Genomic DNA, 17,336 nt, shown 5'->3' with positions numbered 1-17,336 from the left:
TCATTTCCCAAGATCAGCACAAATCCATGTGGGAGCTGGCTTGCCTGCGATAGCGGCCGGTCAGTCAACATCACTGTTGCCTGTGCCGCCGTCATCGCAGGCAAGCCAGCTCCCACAGAGAATCTTTGGTGCGTCAGGGGTTGAGGCGGCAGCCCTGGCGATCACCCAACCAGCGCGCCGTGTGCGTGCGTCCTAAACCACTCGCCGTCACTTCACTGCGTTCCGGCGAATCAGTGAACGCACTGGTCGGCACATACTGCTTCACATACCCCAGGCAATAATCCGCCGGGTTGTTCTCCACATACCGGCACGAGCAATATTCCTTGGCCGTGTACGCCGCGATGATGTCGGGGAAGGCTTGCAGGTTGACGCGTTCGTGCCACACCCAGCCCGACAGGGCGAGCAACAGCAGCAAAAACACGCTGATAAACGGATGACGACGGATCATGGTTGCACCGCCGCCAGTACGCGCTTGAGCAGTTCGTTGTGACGGTAAGTGCCGTCACGGTCATCGCCGTAGCGCACGATCACCAGGTGTTCGTCGGGCAGCACATAGAGCGCCTGGCCCCAATGGCCGAGGGCGGCGAAGGTGTCGGCAGGCGCATCGGGCCAGGGTCTTGGGGCACCTTGTACGTCGAGGTTGAGCCACCATTGCCCGCCGGGGACGGCGTCGTCCTGGCCGGCCTTGTATTTATCGAATGGCTGGCGGTTGAAGGCGACCCACTCTTTAGGCAGCAACTGCTGCTCTCCCCAACGACCGTCGCGCGCCATCAGTAGGCCGACCCGCGCCAAATCGCGAGCGGTGAGGTAGGCATAGGACGAGGCGACGAAGGTTTCGTCGGCGTCGGTTTCCCAGGTGGCGTTGTGAATGCCCAGCGGCTTGAACAGCGCGTCCCACGGGTAACTCATATAGGCCTTGTGGCCGAGCATGCCTTTGAGGGCGGCGGACAAAATATTGCTGTCGCCGCTGGAATAACGAAAGGCCTGGCCCGGTGCGGCGGCGGCCTCGGTGCCTGCGGCAAACTCGGCCATATCGCTGCGGCCACGGGTGTAGAGCATCGCCACCACCGAGGAATTGAGTGGGGCGTATTCGTAGTCTTCCTGCCAGTCCAGGCCCGAGGCCCAGTGCAGCAGGTCGGCCATGGTGACTTTGGGGTGCTGTTTCATCGGCGGGTAAAAACGCGCGGCCGGGTCATTCAGTTTGAAGCGATTTTCGCCGTAGGCCACGCCGAGCACAGTGGCCATCAGGCTTTTGCTCACTGACCAGGTCAGGTGCGGCGTGCTGGCGGTGTTAGGCGCGCCGTAGCGTTCATAGATGATCACGCCATCGCGGATCACCAGCAGCGCGTCGGTGCGGATGCCTTTACGAGTGGCGTCGTCACGGGGTGGAAAAGCATAGGCATTCAGTGCATCGACCGCCGGGCCTTCGAGCGGCGCGCCCTTGGCCCATTCCTTGTCCGGCCAGGTGTCGGCGTGGGCGGCAGCGGTGACTAACAGCAGGGCAACGCACAACAGGCCTCGGACCATGGACGCAAACTCAAGGGGGCTTTCAAGCCCGCGAGCCTAGCCCAGGCGCATGACAGATTTGCGACAGGCAGGCCTGTCATCCAAGCGTCACCATAACTTCATGGAGCTGACACCGAGCCTACATAGCCTGAGTTTGGACAAACAAGTCGACCGGCCGGTAAGTGGCCGGCACTCGGAGATTCGCCATGACTCAGATCGCCCGCATCAGCGACACCGGCAATGAACGCCGTCTGCAAGCCGAACGCCTGGTTGGCGCCAAGGCTTTGCAGGAAGCCCAGGCCCTGCGTTTCAACGTGTTCAGCGGCGAGTTCAACGCCAAGCTGAAAGGCGCGGAACAGGGTCTGGACATGGATGACTATGATGTTCACTGCAGCCATATAGGCGTGCGGGATTTGAACAGCGGTCGACTGGTGGCCACCACCCGTTTGCTCGACCACCAGGCCGCCAGCACCTTGGGCCGGTTCTACAGCGAAGAAGAATTCAGCCTGCACGGCTTGCTGCACTTGCAAGGCCCGATCCTGGAGATCGGCCGCACCTGCGTCGACCCGGCCTATCGCAACGGCGGCACCATCGCGGTGTTGTGGGGCGAGTTGGCCGAAGTCCTCAACCAAGGCGGTTACAGCTACCTGATGGGTTGCGCGAGCATCCCGATGCACGACGGTGGCATCCAGGCTCACGCGATCATGCAGCGCCTGCGCGAACGCTACCTGTGCAACGAGCACCTGCGCGCCGAACCGAAAAAACCACTGCCGGCGCTGGACCTGCCGTCCAACGTCATCGCGGAAATGCCGCCGCTGCTCAAAGCCTATATGCGCCTGGGTGCGAAGATCTGCGGCGAGCCGTGCTGGGATGAAGACTTCCAGGTGGCCGACGTGTTCATCCTGCTCAAGCGCGATGAGTTGTGCCCGCGCTACGCCCGCCACTTCAAGGCGGCCATGTGATGAGCCGCCTGCGCGTGTACGGGCGCATTGCCCGGGTGCTGCTGGTGGTGGCGCTGGGGTTGAGCATGGCCAGTGTGTTTGGTGTATTCGAACGCATGGGCATTGCCAACTCGATGGTGCGGCGCCAGCGTTGGTCGCGGTTTTTTATGGCACGGCTGACTAACGCCCTGCCCTTTCGCGTGACGGTACACGGTGAGCTGCCGACGCAGCCGATGCTGTGGGTAAGCAATCACGTGTCCTGGACCGACATTCCGCTGCTCGGCGCGGTGGCGCCGATGTCGTTTTTGTCCAAGGCCGAAGTGCGCACCTGGCCGGTGGCTGGATGGTTGGCGGCCAAGGCCGGCAGCTTGTTTATTCGCCGCGGCTCAGGTGACAGCCAGTTGATCCGCAAGCAGATGACTCGCCATCTGGAGCAACAGCATCCGCTGCTGATGTTCCCCGAAGGCACCACCACTGATGGGCGCAGCCTGCGTACGTTCCACGGGCGTTTGCTGGCCAGTGCGATTGATGCGGATGTGTCCCTGCAACCGGTAGCGATTCGTTATTTGCGTGATGGGCAGGTGGATGCGTTGGCACCGTTTATTGGCGATGACGATTTGCTCTCGCACCTGATGCGTCTGTTCAGTAATGACCAGGGTGATGTGGAGATTCATGTGCTCCAGCCGATTGCCTGTGCCGGGCAGGAACGTGCGGCGCTGGCGTATCAGGCGCAGCAGGCGGTGCAGAAAGCGTTGTTTGGGCCGTTGCCGGAAGTTGAGCAGGTGGCGGCTCGACCTGCATTTGCGGCCTGAGATGAACTGAACACCGGTTCAAATGTGGGAGCTGGCTTGCCTGCGATAGCAGTCTGTCAGTTGAAAGAGATGTGGCTGCCCCACCGCTATCGCAGGCAAGCCAGCTCCCACATTTAGATCTCAGTAGTCAGTTGGAGCTGTGCAAACTTCTGTAGCTCTGGATAAAACAACCGAAAATCTTCACTCAACGGCTCATACAAAACCCGCAACTCCTGCATCGCATGGCCCAGCTCCTGAGGCTGGGTCAGCCGCCGCGAAATCCCGCGCAGCACCTGCTCCATCACCGCGAACTCACGGTATGAGCCCAGCCAATCATCCGCTGCCATATACGGTGCAATCTGCGCCAGCCGCCCCGGCAACTGGGGCTCGGCGGCGAGTACGCGGTACACCTGCGACGTGAAGTGCTCCAGAGGCTGCTCGGCGTACAGCGCCCAATCCCGCGCCAGGCAGTGGTCGAAAAACACATCGAGGACAATCCCGGCGTAGCGCTTGCGGGTCAGGCTGAAGCGTGACAACGCCTCATCCACCAGCGGGTGGCTGTCGGTAAAGCGGTCGATTGAGCGATGCAACTGAATCGCCGACTCGATTTGCGGGCTGAACTGGCCTTGCAGGCGGCCTTTTACAAAGTCGCCATACAGGCTGCCGAGCAATTGAGCAGGAAGTTGGCCGCCCAGGTGCAGATGTGCGAGATAATTCATGCCGCGCAGTCTACCACTGCCGATTACGTATCGTTATAACCCGATATACCGAAATAGCCTGATCTCAGATCAAAATCATATTGGTATATCGGGATAGACCGATTTAAAGTTCGCCTCATCGCGATATAACGCTGTACGAAACCGAGCAACCGCCATGTCCATCGACCTCGACGAAATAATAAAAGCCCTGGCACACCCAGTACGACGAGACATCCTCACCTGGCTGAAAGACCCGAAGGTGCAGTTCCCCGAGCAAGTGCACAACCACGAATACGGCATCTGTGCCGGGCAGATCGACCAGCGTTGCGGCTTGTCCCAGTCGACCGTGTCGGCGCACCTGGCCACCTTGCAACGCGCCGGGTTGATCAGCAGCCAAAAGGCCGGGCAGTGGCATTTTTTCAAACGCAACGAGGCAACCATCCAGGCCTTCCTCGCGGCGCTCATCACCGAACTCAGTGCTGACGAAAACGCAGCGCTGTAACAAGGAAACGCCAATGCCCCTCTCGCTACTCATACTGGCCCTCAGCGCCTTCGCCATCGGCACCACCGAGTTCGTCATCATGGGCTTGCTGCCCGATGTGGCGGCGGACCTGGGCGTGTCGATCCCCGGCGCCGGCTGGCTGGTCACCGGCTACGCTCTGGGCGTGGCCATCGGCGCGCCGTTCATGGCACTGGCCACCGCCAAGCTGCCACGCAAGGCCGCCCTGGTAGCGTTGATGGGCATCTTTATTGTCGGCAACCTGCTCTGCGCCCTGGCCAGTGACTACAACGTGCTGATGTTTGCCCGTGTGGTCACCGCGCTGTGCCACGGTGCGTTCTTCGGGATCGGTTCGGTGGTAGCGGCCAACCTGGTGCCGGCCAACAAACGGGCTTCGGCCGTGGCCTTGATGTTCACCGGTTTGACCCTGGCCAACGTGCTCGGCGTGCCGCTGGGTACCGCACTGGGACAGGAAGCCGGCTGGCGCTCGACCTTTTGGGCGGTGACGGTGATTGGCGTAGTCGCCTTGATCGGTCTGATCCGCTTCCTGCCGGCCAAGCGTGACGAAGAAAAACTCGACATGCGCGCCGAACTGGCCGCGCTCAAGGGCGCCGGCATCTGGCTGTCGCTGACCATGACTGCGTTGTTCGCCGCGTCCATGTTCACCCTCTTTACTTACGTCGCACCGCTGCTCGGCGATGTCACCGGCGTGTCGCCCAAAGGCGTGACCTGGACCCTGCTGCTGATCGGCCTGGGGCTTACCGTCGGCAACATCATCGGCGGCAAGCTGGCGGACAAACGCCTGGCCGCCACCCTGATCGGCGTGTTCATCAGCATGGCAGTGGTCTCCACGGTGTTGACCTGGACCAGCGTCGCGGTGATCCCGACGGAAATCACCCTGTTCCTGTGGGCCACCGCTTCGTTCGCCGCCGTACCGGCGCTGCAAATCAACGTGGTGACCTTCGGCAAGGCCGCTCCAAACCTGGTGTCCACCTTGAATATCGGCGCCTTCAACATCGGCAACGCGCTCGGCGCCTGGGTCGGTGGCAGCGTGATTGCCCACGGTTTCGGCCTGACCAGCGTGCCTTTGGCCGCGGCGGCCCTGGCGATTCTGGCCCTGCTGGTGACCCTGATTACTTTCCGTCAGAGCGGCGATGCCGACCTGGCCCCTGCGACCAACTGATCAATCCACTTAAAGAGAAGGGTGTTTTCCCATGACGACTATTTTCGATCCGATCAAACTGGGCGACCTGCAATTGTCCAACCGCATCATCATGGCGCCGCTGACCCGCTGCCGCGCCGATGAAGGCCGCGTACCCAACGCGCTGATGGCCGAGTACTACGTGCAACGCGCTTCCGCCGGGCTGATCTTAAGCGAAGCCACCTCCGTGACGCCGCTGGGCGTTGGCTACCCGGACACACCGGGTATCTGGTCCAACGACCAGGTTCGCGGCTGGGCCAATGTAACCAAGGCTATACACGGCGCGGGCGGCAAGATTTTCCTGCAATTGTGGCACGTGGGCCGTATCTCCCATGAGTCGTACCTCAACGGCGAAACCCCGGTGGCACCGAGCGCCATCCAGCCTAAAGGCCACGTCAGCCTGGTTCGCCCGCTGGCCGACTACCCGACGCCACGCGCCCTGGAAACCGCTGAAATCGCCGACATCGTTGACGCTTACCGCATCGGCGCTGAAAACGCCAAGGCCGCAGGCTTTGACGGCGTGGAAATCCATGGCGCCAACGGCTACCTGCTCGACCAGTTCCTGCAAAGCAGCACCAACCAGCGCACCGACAACTACGGTGGTTCCCTGGAAAACCGTGCTCGCCTGCTGCTGGAAGTGACCGACGCCGCCATTGAAGTCTGGGGCGCCGGCCGTGTGGGTGTGCATTTGGCACCACGCGCCGACTCCCACGACATGGGCGACGACAATTTGGCGGAAACCTTCACCTACGTCGCCAGCGAGCTGGGCAAGCGTGGCATCGCCTTCATCTGCTCCCGTGAAAAAGAAGCCGGCGACAGCCTCGGTCCACAACTGAAAAAAGCCTTCGGTGGCCCGTACATCGCTAACGAACGCTTCACCAAAGACAGCGCCAACGCCTGGCTGGCGGCCGGCAAGGCCGATGCAGTGGCCTTCGGCGTGCCGTTCATTGCCAACCCGGACCTGCCGGCGCGCCTGAAGGCCGATGCGCCGTTGAACGAACCGCACCCGGAAACCTTCTACGGCAAAGGCCCAGTGGGTTACATCGACTACCCCACGCTGGCGCTGTGATGTAATTCGCTGAAACGAAAAAGCCCCGGCTCGCAAGAACCGGGGCTTTTTTTCGGCTGATTGATCATTCCCACGCTCTGCGTGGGAATGCCGCCCTGGACGCTCTGCGTCTGCCCCTAAAGCGTGACGCGGAGCGTCACAGGATGCATTCCCACGCGGAGCGTGGGAACGATCGCACAGTAGCTGGGAAACACTCCTTCACAGCCTTGCAACAAAATCGCTACAAAATACTTAGGCGGCTACCTATCAACCGCCCGCCAGCCCGTATATAAAGTCACCCCGCAAATCCTGCGAAGGGACGATTGACTGTCTCTGGACTTTACTGTTGACACAACTGGATGCAATTACGCATTTTGTCTTAATTGCGTAGGCTAGGGCTCAAGCGCAGCATGTCCAGCCCTGCGTCAACCCAGCGTTCGGCGTCCTGATGCAACTGGAAGCTGTCGGGGACTAGTAGCCATTGGCCAATCAGGCCGTGAATATAGGCATGAATGCACACCGCGCCACGCGTGGTGTCGAGGTTTTCCGGAAGTTGCCCGCGATGGACCGCGTTGCGCAGTGTCAGGCTGATACGCAGGTTGCACTCCAGGCTATGGGTCTGGCGTTGGCGCCGCATGTCGCACATTTCATCGGTGAACTCGCACTTATGAAACAGGATTTCGTTGATGCGCCGGGTTTTCGGGTCCAGGGCCACTTGATGATAAAGATGGATCAACAGCTTGCGCATACAGCCCAGCGGGTCGACTTCATCCTCGCTTTCACTGGCCCGGGCCAATTCGTCCAGGGGTTCGTGCAGCGTGTCGAGCAGTGCCTGGAGCAAATCGGACTTGTTACTGAAATGCCAATAGATAGCCCCGCGCGTTACCCCGGCCAACGCGGCGATGTCCGCCAGCGTGGTGCGCGCCACACCGCGTTGATAAAAGGCTTGCTCGGCGGCGTCGAGAATCTGGCTGCGCGTTTCCTGAGCTTCCTCTTTGGTGCGACGAACCATGGCAGTAAAACCTCAATCAGGACACTGTGGATGGTGCTTGAGCAACATCTGAATAATTGTGGGACGACGTCGTCTTGGACGCCGAACGTACTAAAATCGAGGCTTTGGCGCTTGCTTTGTCAACAATCCGCGAAGCCTGTCAAGAGTTTACAAACAACCGTGAACGTAAGTATATTGCGTAGCAAGCTACTTATCCACTCACGGCTTGTTTTTTACCCTTCCACACTTCTTGTGCGCATTTTGCGCGCCTGACCCGAGGATCTTCATGCAACTTAAGCCAGCTGTTACCGCTCTGGTCACTGCCGTCGCCCTGGCATCGCTGCTCAGCGGATGTAAAAAGGAAGAAGCGGCTCCGCCCGCTCAAACCCCTCAGGTCGGCGTGGTCACTATTCAACCGCAAGCCTTTACCCTGACATCCGAGCTGCCAGGCCGCACCACTGCCTACCGCATCGCGGAAGTTCGTCCCCAGGTGAACGGCATCATTCTCAAGCGCCTGTTCAAGGAAGGCGGCGACGTGAAGGAAGGGCAACAGCTCTACCAGATCGACCCGTCGGTGTATGACGCCACCCTCAAAAGCGCTCAAGCGAAACTGACCCAGACCAAGTCCATCACCGACCGCTACAAGCAACTTGTCGATGAGCAAGCCGTCAGCCGTCAGGAATACGACACCGCCGTGGCCAACCGCATGACGGCTGAAGCCGACGTGCAAACCGCCCAGATCAACGTGCGCTACACCAAAGTGTTCGCGCCGATCTCCGGGCGTATCGGTCGTTCTTCGGTCACCGAAGGCGCGCTGGTCAGCAATGGCCAGGCCGATGCCATGGCCGTGATCCAGCAACTGGACCCGATCTACGTCGACGTCACCCAGTCTTCGGCAGAAATGCTGAAACTGCGCCGCGACCTCGAAAGCGGCCAGCTGGAAAAAGCCGGCGACAACGCTGCCAAGGTCAAGCTGACCCTGGAAGACGGCACCGCCTACGCCCAGGACGGCAAGCTGGAGTTCTCCGAAGTGTCGGTGGACCAGACTACTGGCTCCGTGACCCTGCGCGCGGTGTTCCCCAACCCTGAGCACACCCTGTTGCCGGGCATGTTCGTCCACGCCCAGCTGCAAGCCGGTGTGAACAGCAAGGCCATCCTGGCACCTCAGCAAGGCGTGACCCGTGACCTCAAGGGCATCCCGACTGCGCTGATCGTGAACAAGGACAACAAGGTCGAGCAGCGTCAACTGGTTGCCAACCGCACTGCCGGCGCCTACTGGCTGGTGGAAAAGGGCCTGGATGCCGGTGACCGCGTGATCACCGAAGGCCTGCAGTTCATCAAGCCGGGCATCGAAGTCAAGGTTAAAGACGCTGACAACGCCAAACCCGCCGGCACTGCCGCAGCGCCTGCTGCCGATGCTGGTAAAGGGGAGTAATCCATGTCGAAATTTTTTATCGACCGTCCCATTTTCGCCTGGGTAATTGCCCTGGTGATCATGCTGGTCGGGGCACTCTCGATCCTGAAGTTGCCCATCAACCAATACCCGGCCATTGCGCCGACCGCCATCGACATCCAGGTGACCTACCCAGGCGCGTCCGCACAAACCGTGCAGGACACCGTGGTGCAGGTGATCGAACAACAGCTCAACGGTATCGACAACCTGCGTTATGTCTCCTCGGACAGTAACTCCGACGGCAGCATGACCATCACCGTGACGTTCAACCAGGGTACCAACCCGGATATCGCCCAGGTCCAGGTGCAGAACAAGCTGAACCTGGCGACCCCACTGCTGCCGCAAGAAGTGCAGCAGCAGGGTATCCGCGTGACCAAGTCGGTGAAGAACTTCCTGATGGTGATCGGTCTGGTGTCGGAAGACGGCAGCATGACCAAGGACGACCTCTCCAACTACATCGTGTCCAACATCCAGGACCCGATCTCCCGTACCGCGGGGGTGGGTGACTTCCAGGTGTTCGGTTCGCAGTACGCCATGCGTATCTGGCTCGACCCGGCCAAGCTGAACAACTACCAGCTCACGCCAGTGGACGTCAGCAATGCCATCAAGGCCCAGAACGTGCAGGTGGCCACCGGCCAATTGGGCGGCCTGCCTGCCCTGCCCGGCACCCAGCTGAACGCCACGATCATCGGCAAGACGCGCCTGCAAAGCACCGAGGAATTCGCCAAGATCCTGATGAAGGTGAACACCGACGGCTCGCAGGTTCGCCTGGGTGACCTCGCACGCATCGAACTGGGCGGCCAGAACTACAGCATCAGTGCGCAGTTCAACGGCAAGCCGGCTTCGGGTATGGCGATCAAGCTGGCGGCCGGTGCCAACGCACTGGACACCGGCAAGGCCATCCGCGAAACAGTGAAGTCCCTGGAACCGTTCTTCCCGCCTGGCATGAAGGCGGTGGTGCCATATGACACCACCCCGGTAGTGACCGAATCGATCTCCGGTGTGGTTCACACCCTGGTCGAAGCGATCGTGCTGGTGTTCCTGGTGATGTTCCTGTTCCTGCAGAACTTCCGTGCCACCATCATCACCACCATGACCGTACCGGTGGTATTGCTGGGTACCTTCGGGATCCTGGCGGCGTGCGGTTTCACCATCAACACCCTGACCATGTTCGGCATGATCCTGGCCATCGGCTTGCTGGTGGACGATGCCATCGTCGTGGTGGAAAACGTCGAACGGGTGATGGCCGAGGAGCACCTGTCGCCCAAGGAAGCGACGATCAAGTCCATGGGCCAGATCCAGGGCGCCCTGGTGGGTATTGCCCTGGTACTGTCGGCGGTACTGCTGCCGATGGCGTTTTTCGGTGGTTCCACTGGTGTGATCTACCGGCAGTTCTCCATCACCATCGTTTCGGCGATGGCCTTGTCGGTAATGGTTGCCCTGATCTTCACCCCGGCTTTGTGCGCCACCATGCTCAAGCCGATTGATCCGGAAAAACACGGCCAGCCCAAGCGCGGCTTCTTCGGCTGGTTCAACCGCACCTTCGACCGTGGCGTACTCAAGTACGAGCGCGGCGTGGGCGGCATGATCAAGCACAAGATTCCGGCATTCCTGGTGTATGCGCTGATCCTGGCCGGCATGATCTGGATGTTCACCCGTATTCCAAGCGCGTTCCTGCCTGAGGAAGACCAGGGTGTGATCTTCGCCCAGGTGCAGACTCCGGTCGGTGCTTCGGCTGAGCGCACACAAAAAGTCGTCGACGACATGCGCGCCTTCCTGCTGAACGACAAGGAAGGCGAGCCAGGCGAAGGCAAGGCGGTGAAGTCGGTGTTTACCGTGAACGGCTTTAACTTCGCCGGTCGTGGCCAGAGCTCGGGGCTTGCATTCGTGATGCTCAAGCCGTGGGATGAGCGTGACTCTACCCAATCGGTGTTCGAAGTGGCCAAGCGTGCCCAGGGTTACTTCTTCGGGGCCTTCAAGGACGCCATGGTCTTCGCCATCGTGCCGCCTTCGGTACTGGAGCTGGGTAACGCCACTGGTTTCGACGTGTTCCTGCAAGACCAGGGTGGCGTCGGCCACGACAAGCTGATGGCTGCACGTAACCAGTTCCTGGGTGCGGCGGCACAAAGCAAGGTGCTGGCCGGCGTACGTCCTAACGGCGTGAACGACGAGCCGCAGTACGAGCTGACCGTTGACGACGAGAAGGCCAGTGCCCAGGGCATCAGCCTAGCGGATATCCAGCAGACACTGGCCATTGCCTTGGGTGGCAGCTACATCAACGACTTCATCGACCGTGGTCGCGTGAAAAAGGTGTATGTACAAGGTGACGCCGCCAGCCGCATGTCGCCGGAAGACCTGGACAAATGGTACGTGCGCAGCAACGACGGGAAAATGGTGCCGCTGTCGGCCATCTCGTCGGGCAAGTGGATCTACGGTTCGCCCAAGCTTTCGCGCTACAACGGTGTAGCGGCGATGGAAATCCTCGGTACCCCGGCACCTGGCTACAGTACCGGTGATGCAATGGCCGAAGTCGAACGCATTGCCAAAGAACTGCCGGCCGGTGTTGGTTATGCCTGGACAGGCCTGTCGTACGAAGAGCGCCTTTCCGGCTCCCAGGCGCCAGCGCTGTACGCACTGTCGCTGCTGGTAGTGTTCCTGTGCCTGGCGGCACTGTACGAAAGCTGGTCGATCCCGATCGCGGTGATTCTGGTGGTACCTTTAGGGGTGATCGGTGCGTTGATCGCCACCAGCCTGCGCGGCTTGTCCAACGACGTGTTCTTCCAGGTGGGCCTGTTGGTGACGGTGGGCCTGGCGGCGAAAAACGCCATCCTCATCGTGGAGTTCGCCAAAGAGCTGCATGAGCAAGGCAAAGGCATCGTCGAGGCGGCTATTGAAGCGTCCCGCATGCGTCTGCGCCCGATCATCATGACCTCGTTGGCGTTCATGCTCGGCGTATTGCCGCTGGCGATCTCCACGGGCGCCGGCTCAGGCAGCCAGCATGCGATCGGTACCGGCGTGATCGGCGGTATGATCACGGCCACTGTGCTGGCGATCTTCTGGGTGCCGCTGTTCTACGCAACCGTATCCGCCGCTGGCGAACGCAAAAAGAAAGACACTACTGAAACTCCTAAAGAGGCTGGCCAATGAGCAAGTCGCTACTTTCCTTAGCCGTCACCGCATTCGTGCTCAGTGGCTGCTCGCTGATCCCTGACTACCAGCGCCCTGAAGCGCCGGTAGCAGCCCAGTTCCCGCAGGGGCCGGCGTACTCGTCGGCCCAGGCGCCGAGCCAGGCCGCTGCCGAGCAAGGCTGGAAGCAGTTTTTCCATGACCCTGCCCTGCAACAGCTGATCCAGACCGCGTTGGTCAACAACCGTGACCTGCGTGTCGCTGCCCTGAACATCGACGCTTATGCGGCGCAGTATCAGATCCAGCGTGCCGACCTGTTCCCGGCGGTTTCGGCCACCGGCAGCGGCAGCCGCTCGCGCACCCCGGCCAAGTTGTCACAGACCGGCGAATCGAGCATCTCCAGCCAGTACTCGGCCGGCCTGGGTATCAGTTCGTATGAGCTGGACCTGTTCGGCCGCGTGCGCAGCCTGAGTGAAGAAGCGCTGCAAAAGTACTTCGCCACTGAAGAAGCGCGGCGCAGCACCCAGATCAGCCTGGTGGCCAGTGTGGCGAATGCCTACCTGACCTGGCAGGCCGACAAGGAACTGCTCAAACTGACCCAGGACACCCTCGGCGCGTTTGAGCAGAGCTTCAAGCTGACCTCGCGCAGCAACGAAGTCGGCGTGGCCTCGGCGCTCGACCTCAGCCAGGCACGCACCTCGGTGGAAAACGCCCGTGTTCAATTGGCGCGCTATACGCGTCAGGTGGCACAGGACGAAAACAGCCTGACCCTGTTGCTGGGCACTGGCCTGCCAGCCAATATCACCAGCAAGCCGCTGTCGGATGACCTGCTCAGCGAAGTGCCTGCCGGGTTGCCCTCGGACCTGCTGCAACGTCGTCCCGACATTGTGCAGGCCGAGTACAACCTCAAGGCCGCCAACGCCAATATCGGCGCGGCCCGTGCTGCGTTCTTCCCGAGCATCAGCCTGACTGCCAGCGCCGGTACCGCCAGCCCTACCCTGGGTGGCCTGTTCAAAGGCGGTTCGGGCACCTGGTCGTTTGCCCCGCAGATCAACATCCCGATCTTCAACGCCGGTAGCCTGCGCGCAAGCCTGGACTACTCGAAGATCCAGAAAGAGATCAACGTGGCCAACTACGAGAAGGCGATCCAGACCGGCTTCCAGGAAGTCTCCGACGGCCTCGCCGCCCGCGAGACCTACAAGCAGCAGCTGGATGCTCAGCGCGGCTTCGTTGCGGCCAACCAGGATTACTACCGCCTGGCCGAGCGTCGCTACCGCATTGGTGTCGACAGCAACCTGACCTTCCTCGACGCCCAGCGCCAACTGTTCAGTGCCCAGCAATCGCTGATCACCGACCGCCTGGCGCAGCTCAACAGCGAGGTCAACCTGTACAAGGCCCTCGGCGGCGGCTGGAACGAGCAGACCGCGAAGAACGAGCCGTTGAAAGAAGAAGCACCGGCGCTGAAGTTGTTCTGATCGTGCTGATGTAGATAAAACCGCTTCCCTTACCGGAAGCGGTTTTTTTTTGCCATGTCGTTAATCAGCGCGAATCAAAGGTGGGCGCTGGCTTGCCTTCCCTTCAACCTTTCAGGGTAAAATTAGTAACAGATTCTTACAGACCACAGAGGGAGCTTGTCGTAATGATCGTAGGAATCGACCTGGGGACGACCAATAGCCTGGCCGCCGTGTGGCGCGGCGATGCGGCCGAAATGGTGCCCAATGCGCTTGGCCAGTTGCTGACCCCCAGCGTGGTCGGCCTGGATGATCAAGGCCGTATCCTGGTTGGCCAAGCCGCCAAGGAACGCCTGCATACTCACCCACTCCTGACCACGTCGCTGTTCAAGCGCTACATGGGCAGTGCCACCGAAGTGCGCCTGGGCGACCGCTCGTTCCGCCCCGAAGAGCTGTCGGCGCTGGTCCTCAAAAGCCTCAAAGAAGACATCGAGCGCACCTACGGCCAAACCGTCACCGAAGCAGTGATCAGCGTGCCCGCCTACTTCAGCGACGGCCAGCGCAAAGCCACGCGCATTGCCGGTGAACTGGCGGGGCTCAATGTTGAAAAACTGATCAACGAACCCACCGCCGCCGCCTTGGCTTATGGCTTGCACCAGCGTGACAAGGAAACCTCGTTCCTGGTGTTCGACCTCGGCGGCGGCACCTTTGACGTGTCGATCATCGAGCTGTTCGACGGTGTGATGGAAGTACGCGCCAGCGCCGGCGACAACTTCCTGGGCGGCGAAGACTTCGACACGTTGTTGCTGGAACACTTCGTCGACAGCCAGCGCAATGCCCAGGGTTTCCCGCCCACCAGCAGTGTATTGCAAGCCCTGCGCCGCGAAGCCGAGCGCGTGCGCAAAGCCTTGGGTCAGGACGACAGCGCCGAGTTCGCCCTGCGTATAGATGGCCAACAGTGGGTCACAACCATCACCCAGGCCGAACTCGCCAAGCTCTACACGCCGTTGTTGGAACGCCTGCGCGCACCGATTGAACGCGCCCTGCGCGACGCACGGATTCGGGTCGGCGACCTCGATGAAATCCTGCTGGTCGGCGGCACCACGCGCATGCCGCTGGTGCGCAAACTGGCCGCAGGTTTGTTCGGGCGTTTCCCGTCCATCAGCCTCGACCCGGACCAGGTGGTCGCCCACGGCGCGGCGATCCAGGCCGCGCTCAAGGCCCGCTCGGCGGCGCTGGAAGAAATCGTGCTGACCGACGTCTGCCCCTACACCCTGGGTATCGAAACCTCGAACCAGTACGGCGGCCATATCGAGAGCGGGCATTACCTGCCGTTGATCGAACGCAACAGCAGCGTGCCGGTGAGCCGGGTCAAAAGCGTGGTCACGCTCTACGACGACCAGCCCCGCGTGCTGCTGAAAATTTACCAAGGCGAAAGTCGCCTGGTGAAAGACAATATCGAACTGGGCCAGTTGGAAATCCCCGTGCCCAAGCGCAAGGCTGGCGAAGTCTCGCTGGACGTGCGCTTCACCTACGACAACAACGGTTTGCTCGAAGCTCAGGTGAACATTCCGCTGACCGGCGAGCAGCACTCGCTGGTGATCGAGAACAACCCCGGCGTGCTCAGCCCGCAAGAGATCCAGCAACGCCTGCAAGCGTTGGCATTGTTGAAAATTCACCCGCGCGACCAGCAGGTCAACACCGTGCTGACCGCCCGCCTCGAGCGGCTCTACCAGGAAAACCTCGGCGAATTGCGTGAGCAACTCGGACACTGGGCCGCGCAGTTCCAGCAAGTGCTCGACACCCAGGACGAACGCCGCATCCGTGAGGCCCGCAGCGAGCTGACCCGACAACTTGAGCAACTCGATAACGGGTTCTGGCGCTGAAGGAAATCCACATGGACTGTTGGACAGTGTTGCAACTGGCAGACGATGCCGACGAACGGACCATCAAGCGCACCTACGCGCGACTGCTGAAAAGCTGCCGCCCGGACGATGACGCCGAGGGTTTCCAACGCCTGCGCGAGGCCTATGAACAGGCGCTGAACATCGCGCGCTGGCGGGCCGACAACGAGGAAGTGGAAACCGTCGAGGCGCCGATGGCTGAACAGGCACACGGCAATCTCAACGATCTGGCTGAACTGATGGACGTTCGCCCCTTGAGTCCTGCGTCGTTCGAACCGCCCATGGCGAAAAACGCGTATGACCTCGCCGAGCTGATGAACATCAGCCCACTCAGCCCCGCCGCGTTTGAAGCGCCAAAGCCCGACCCGGCCCACGCGCTGCTCGCCGGCGTGAACGTGCACAACCTCGATGAACGCTGGGCCCAGGCCCAACAGCAGGGCTGCGAAGAAACATTCCAGGCCGGCCTGCTGCGCCACTGCTTTGAAGCCCCCGGCGAGCGCAGTGCAATTGCCGGTTGGGCGATGCAACATCTGGAATGGCTGACGCCCTGGCAACAGGTGGTGATGACCCCGTGGCAGCACGAAGCCCTCACCAGCGAGCTGCTGCAGGACTACCGCCGCACCTTGCAGGAACTGCTGGAGCAAAAGGCCGAGCGCGCATTCGTCAACCAGCTGACGCAGTACAACGAGCAAGCCTGGCTGCGGGTGTTCGATCAGCAGCAACAGTGGCAGCGCATTATTCTGCAACTGCTGCACGACACCCAATGGAGCGTGCCGCTGTTTGAACGCGTGTGCCAGGCCTTTGGCTGGGACGACCAGAAAGGCGTGTACCCGGAACCTGAGTGGATGTGGCGAAGCCTGGTGTCGCGTTGCGAGCAGGAAAGCTTTTATATCAACCTCCAGGACAAAGCCCAGGACACCCGGCGCACCAGCGCCGACGCCCTGGCCGCGCGCTTGTTGCTCACGCCCATGACCGCAACCCAACAGATGAGCATCATCGGCACGTTTGGCCAAAACGAATGGAACGCTTGCCAGCATCTGGGCGAAACCCTGACCTGGCGTTATCCGCAGTTGATCGAACGCCTGCCCCAAAGCGACCTGTTCTTCTGGCGCAAATTCGTCCCACGACCGATTTACGTCCAAGTGCTTATCCGGCTCTGGGCGATCTTTGCCTTGGCCGCTGTCCTGAACCTCGCTCACGTTCAAACCGAAGAGCTGGACTTCGGGGTCGTACTCATCTTAGTGGTATTGGCGATCTTGCCGGCCGCGGTTTTCTTTCGGATCACGCAGGTGTGGGTCTGGATGAGTTCGTCCTTTATGGTTGCGGACCTGTGGCTGAGCCAGTATTTGATCCCTAAGCGCGTCAACCCCAACCAGTACTGGCTGGTGTTACGCCACGGCATCCCGCAATTGGCCATGCTCGTGGCTTGCGGGCTGATGCTGGGGATTCTGGGGGCGATTACTTATGCCGGGATGCTGCTGATCAACCTGCTGCACAGCAAACGCATCGGCCACATGGGTGAGAAAAGCCTCAACTATCCGTGGCTCAATGGTCTGCATTGGGCCTTCTGGAGCCCGCTGCAAGTGGTATTCCTGGTGGTGATGGTGGCGGTGATCATCGTCGCGCAGCATTACCTGCCAACTGTGCCATGGACACATATCGACCTGCCAAAACGGTAACAAGAAGATCGGGCCTGAGCGTAGTGCGCTGGCCCGCAACTTGCGTTC

14 protein-coding genes are annotated in these 17,336 nt (G+C 60.9%); 10 read left to right on the top strand and 4 right to left on the bottom strand.

The features are described 5' to 3' along the window. Nucleotides 1-133: 133 nt before the first annotated feature. The gene (locus tag GIW48_RS27830; RefSeq protein WP_058421741.1) at nucleotides 134-448 is read right to left on the bottom strand and encodes a hypothetical protein; all 315 of its coding nucleotides are present in this window, start codon (nucleotides 446-448) and stop codon (nucleotides 134-136) included. Next, on the bottom strand, nucleotides 445-1,527 hold the full coding sequence (locus GIW48_RS27825; protein WP_017137256.1) for a serine hydrolase domain-containing protein: 1,083 nt from the start codon (nucleotides 1,525-1,527) through the stop codon (nucleotides 445-447). Before GIW48_RS27825 ends, GIW48_RS27830 begins: the two co-directional genes overlap by 4 nt. A gap of 185 nt (nucleotides 1,528-1,712) precedes the next feature. Between GIW48_RS27825 and olsB the strand changes: the two genes are divergently transcribed. Both olsB and GIW48_RS27815 read left to right on the top strand, forming a co-directional pair. Beyond that, complete coding sequence (gene olsB / locus GIW48_RS27820) at nucleotides 1,713-2,468, top strand: L-ornithine N(alpha)-acyltransferase (RefSeq protein ID WP_017137255.1); 756 nt, start codon at nucleotides 1,713-1,715, stop codon at nucleotides 2,466-2,468. Then, nucleotides 2,468-3,259 (top strand): lysophospholipid acyltransferase family protein, encoded by a 792-nt coding sequence (locus GIW48_RS27815; protein WP_017137254.1) that lies wholly within the window; start codon nucleotides 2,468-2,470, stop codon nucleotides 3,257-3,259. Before olsB ends, GIW48_RS27815 begins: the two co-directional genes overlap by 1 nt. A gap of 113 nt (nucleotides 3,260-3,372) precedes the next feature. Here GIW48_RS27815 and GIW48_RS27810 read toward each other — a convergent pair whose 3' ends face one another. After that, nucleotides 3,373-3,957, bottom strand: coding sequence for an acyl carrier protein phosphodiesterase (locus GIW48_RS27810; RefSeq protein ID WP_236462239.1), 585 nt, complete (start codon nucleotides 3,955-3,957; stop codon nucleotides 3,373-3,375). 154 nt (nucleotides 3,958-4,111) lie between these two features. Here GIW48_RS27810 and GIW48_RS27805 point away from each other — a divergent pair, with 154 nt between their 5' ends. The 3 genes from GIW48_RS27805 to GIW48_RS27795 are packed head-to-tail and all read left to right on the top strand — an operon-like array spanning nucleotide 4,112 to nucleotide 6,705. Next, a complete protein-coding gene (locus tag GIW48_RS27805; protein ID WP_017137252.1) occupies nucleotides 4,112-4,438 on the top strand; it encodes an ArsR/SmtB family transcription factor in 327 nt (108 codons plus the stop codon). A gap of 13 nt (nucleotides 4,439-4,451) precedes the next feature. Further along, nucleotides 4,452-5,618 carry an MFS transporter gene (locus GIW48_RS27800; protein WP_017137251.1) on the top strand — a complete coding sequence of 389 codons (1,167 nt, stop codon included), beginning with the start codon at nucleotides 4,452-4,454 and terminating at the stop codon, nucleotides 5,616-5,618. A gap of 31 nt (nucleotides 5,619-5,649) precedes the next feature. Next, nucleotides 5,650-6,705: an alkene reductase gene (locus GIW48_RS27795; RefSeq protein ID WP_017137250.1), complete on the top strand. Its 1,056-nt coding sequence runs from the start codon at nucleotides 5,650-5,652 to the stop codon at nucleotides 6,703-6,705. A gap of 358 nt (nucleotides 6,706-7,063) precedes the next feature. On the opposite strand, the gene GIW48_RS27790 is transcribed toward GIW48_RS27795, so the two are convergent. After that, nucleotides 7,064-7,696 carry a TetR family transcriptional regulator gene (locus GIW48_RS27790; protein WP_017137249.1) on the bottom strand — a complete coding sequence of 211 codons (633 nt, stop codon included), beginning with the start codon at nucleotides 7,694-7,696 and terminating at the stop codon, nucleotides 7,064-7,066. Nucleotides 7,697-7,961: 265 nt separating this feature from the next. Here GIW48_RS27790 and GIW48_RS27785 point away from each other — a divergent pair, with 265 nt between their 5' ends. The 5 genes from GIW48_RS27785 (at nucleotide 7,962) to GIW48_RS27765 (ending at nucleotide 17,288) form a co-directional block, all read left to right on the top strand. Further along, complete coding sequence (locus GIW48_RS27785) at nucleotides 7,962-9,110, top strand: efflux RND transporter periplasmic adaptor subunit (protein ID WP_138452460.1); 1,149 nt, start codon at nucleotides 7,962-7,964, stop codon at nucleotides 9,108-9,110. Between the two features lie 3 nt (nucleotides 9,111-9,113). Then, nucleotides 9,114-12,275 carry an efflux RND transporter permease subunit gene (locus tag GIW48_RS27780; protein WP_017137247.1) on the top strand — a complete coding sequence of 1,054 codons (3,162 nt, stop codon included), beginning with the start codon at nucleotides 9,114-9,116 and terminating at the stop codon, nucleotides 12,273-12,275. Beyond that, nucleotides 12,272-13,729, top strand: a complete 1,458-nt coding sequence (gene adeC, locus GIW48_RS27775; RefSeq protein WP_017137246.1) for an AdeC/AdeK/OprM family multidrug efflux complex outer membrane factor — start codon at nucleotides 12,272-12,274, stop codon at nucleotides 13,727-13,729. The genes GIW48_RS27780 and adeC overlap by 4 nt, the downstream gene beginning before the upstream one ends. A 164-nt stretch (nucleotides 13,730-13,893) precedes the next feature. Further along, nucleotides 13,894-15,591 (top strand): molecular chaperone HscC, encoded by a 1,698-nt coding sequence (locus GIW48_RS27770; protein ID WP_017137245.1) that lies wholly within the window; start codon nucleotides 13,894-13,896, stop codon nucleotides 15,589-15,591. Nucleotides 15,592-15,602: 11 nt separating this feature from the next. After that, nucleotides 15,603-17,288, top strand: a complete 1,686-nt coding sequence (locus GIW48_RS27765) for a J domain-containing protein (RefSeq protein WP_236462242.1) — start codon at nucleotides 15,603-15,605, stop codon at nucleotides 17,286-17,288. The last annotated feature ends 48 nt before the right edge of the window (nucleotides 17,289-17,336 follow it).

Source organism: Pseudomonas sp. PA-6-3C (assembly GCF_021605825.1).
In the GTDB taxonomy this organism is placed as follows: domain Bacteria; phylum Pseudomonadota; class Gammaproteobacteria; order Pseudomonadales; family Pseudomonadaceae; genus Aquipseudomonas; species Aquipseudomonas edaphica.
The sequence above is the reverse complement of the archived record's forward strand: the minus strand, read 5'-3'. Positions and strand labels throughout refer to the sequence as shown.

Coding starts and splice junctions, on each gene's coding strand:
- GIW48_RS27830 (WP_058421741.1), bottom strand. CDS start 448: ATGATCCGTCGTCATCCGTTTATCAGCGTGTTTTTGCTGCTGTTGCTC.
- GIW48_RS27825 (WP_017137256.1), bottom strand. CDS start 1,527: ATGGTCCGAGGCCTGTTGTGCGTTGCCCTGCTGTTAGTCACCGCTGCC.
- olsB (WP_017137255.1), top strand. CDS start 1,713: ATGACTCAGATCGCCCGCATCAGCGACACCGGCAATGAACGCCGTCTG.
- GIW48_RS27815 (WP_017137254.1), top strand. CDS start 2,468: ATGAGCCGCCTGCGCGTGTACGGGCGCATTGCCCGGGTGCTGCTGGTG.
- GIW48_RS27810 (WP_236462239.1), bottom strand. CDS start 3,957: ATGAATTATCTCGCACATCTGCACCTGGGCGGCCAACTTCCTGCTCAA.
- GIW48_RS27805 (WP_017137252.1), top strand. CDS start 4,112: ATGTCCATCGACCTCGACGAAATAATAAAAGCCCTGGCACACCCAGTA.
- GIW48_RS27800 (WP_017137251.1), top strand. CDS start 4,452: ATGCCCCTCTCGCTACTCATACTGGCCCTCAGCGCCTTCGCCATCGGC.
- GIW48_RS27795 (WP_017137250.1), top strand. CDS start 5,650: ATGACGACTATTTTCGATCCGATCAAACTGGGCGACCTGCAATTGTCC.
- GIW48_RS27790 (WP_017137249.1), bottom strand. CDS start 7,696: ATGGTTCGTCGCACCAAAGAGGAAGCTCAGGAAACGCGCAGCCAGATT.
- GIW48_RS27785 (WP_138452460.1), top strand. CDS start 7,962: ATGCAACTTAAGCCAGCTGTTACCGCTCTGGTCACTGCCGTCGCCCTG.
- GIW48_RS27780 (WP_017137247.1), top strand. CDS start 9,114: ATGTCGAAATTTTTTATCGACCGTCCCATTTTCGCCTGGGTAATTGCC.
- adeC (WP_017137246.1), top strand. CDS start 12,272: ATGAGCAAGTCGCTACTTTCCTTAGCCGTCACCGCATTCGTGCTCAGT.
- GIW48_RS27770 (WP_017137245.1), top strand. CDS start 13,894: ATGATCGTAGGAATCGACCTGGGGACGACCAATAGCCTGGCCGCCGTG.
- GIW48_RS27765 (WP_236462242.1), top strand. CDS start 15,603: ATGGACTGTTGGACAGTGTTGCAACTGGCAGACGATGCCGACGAACGG.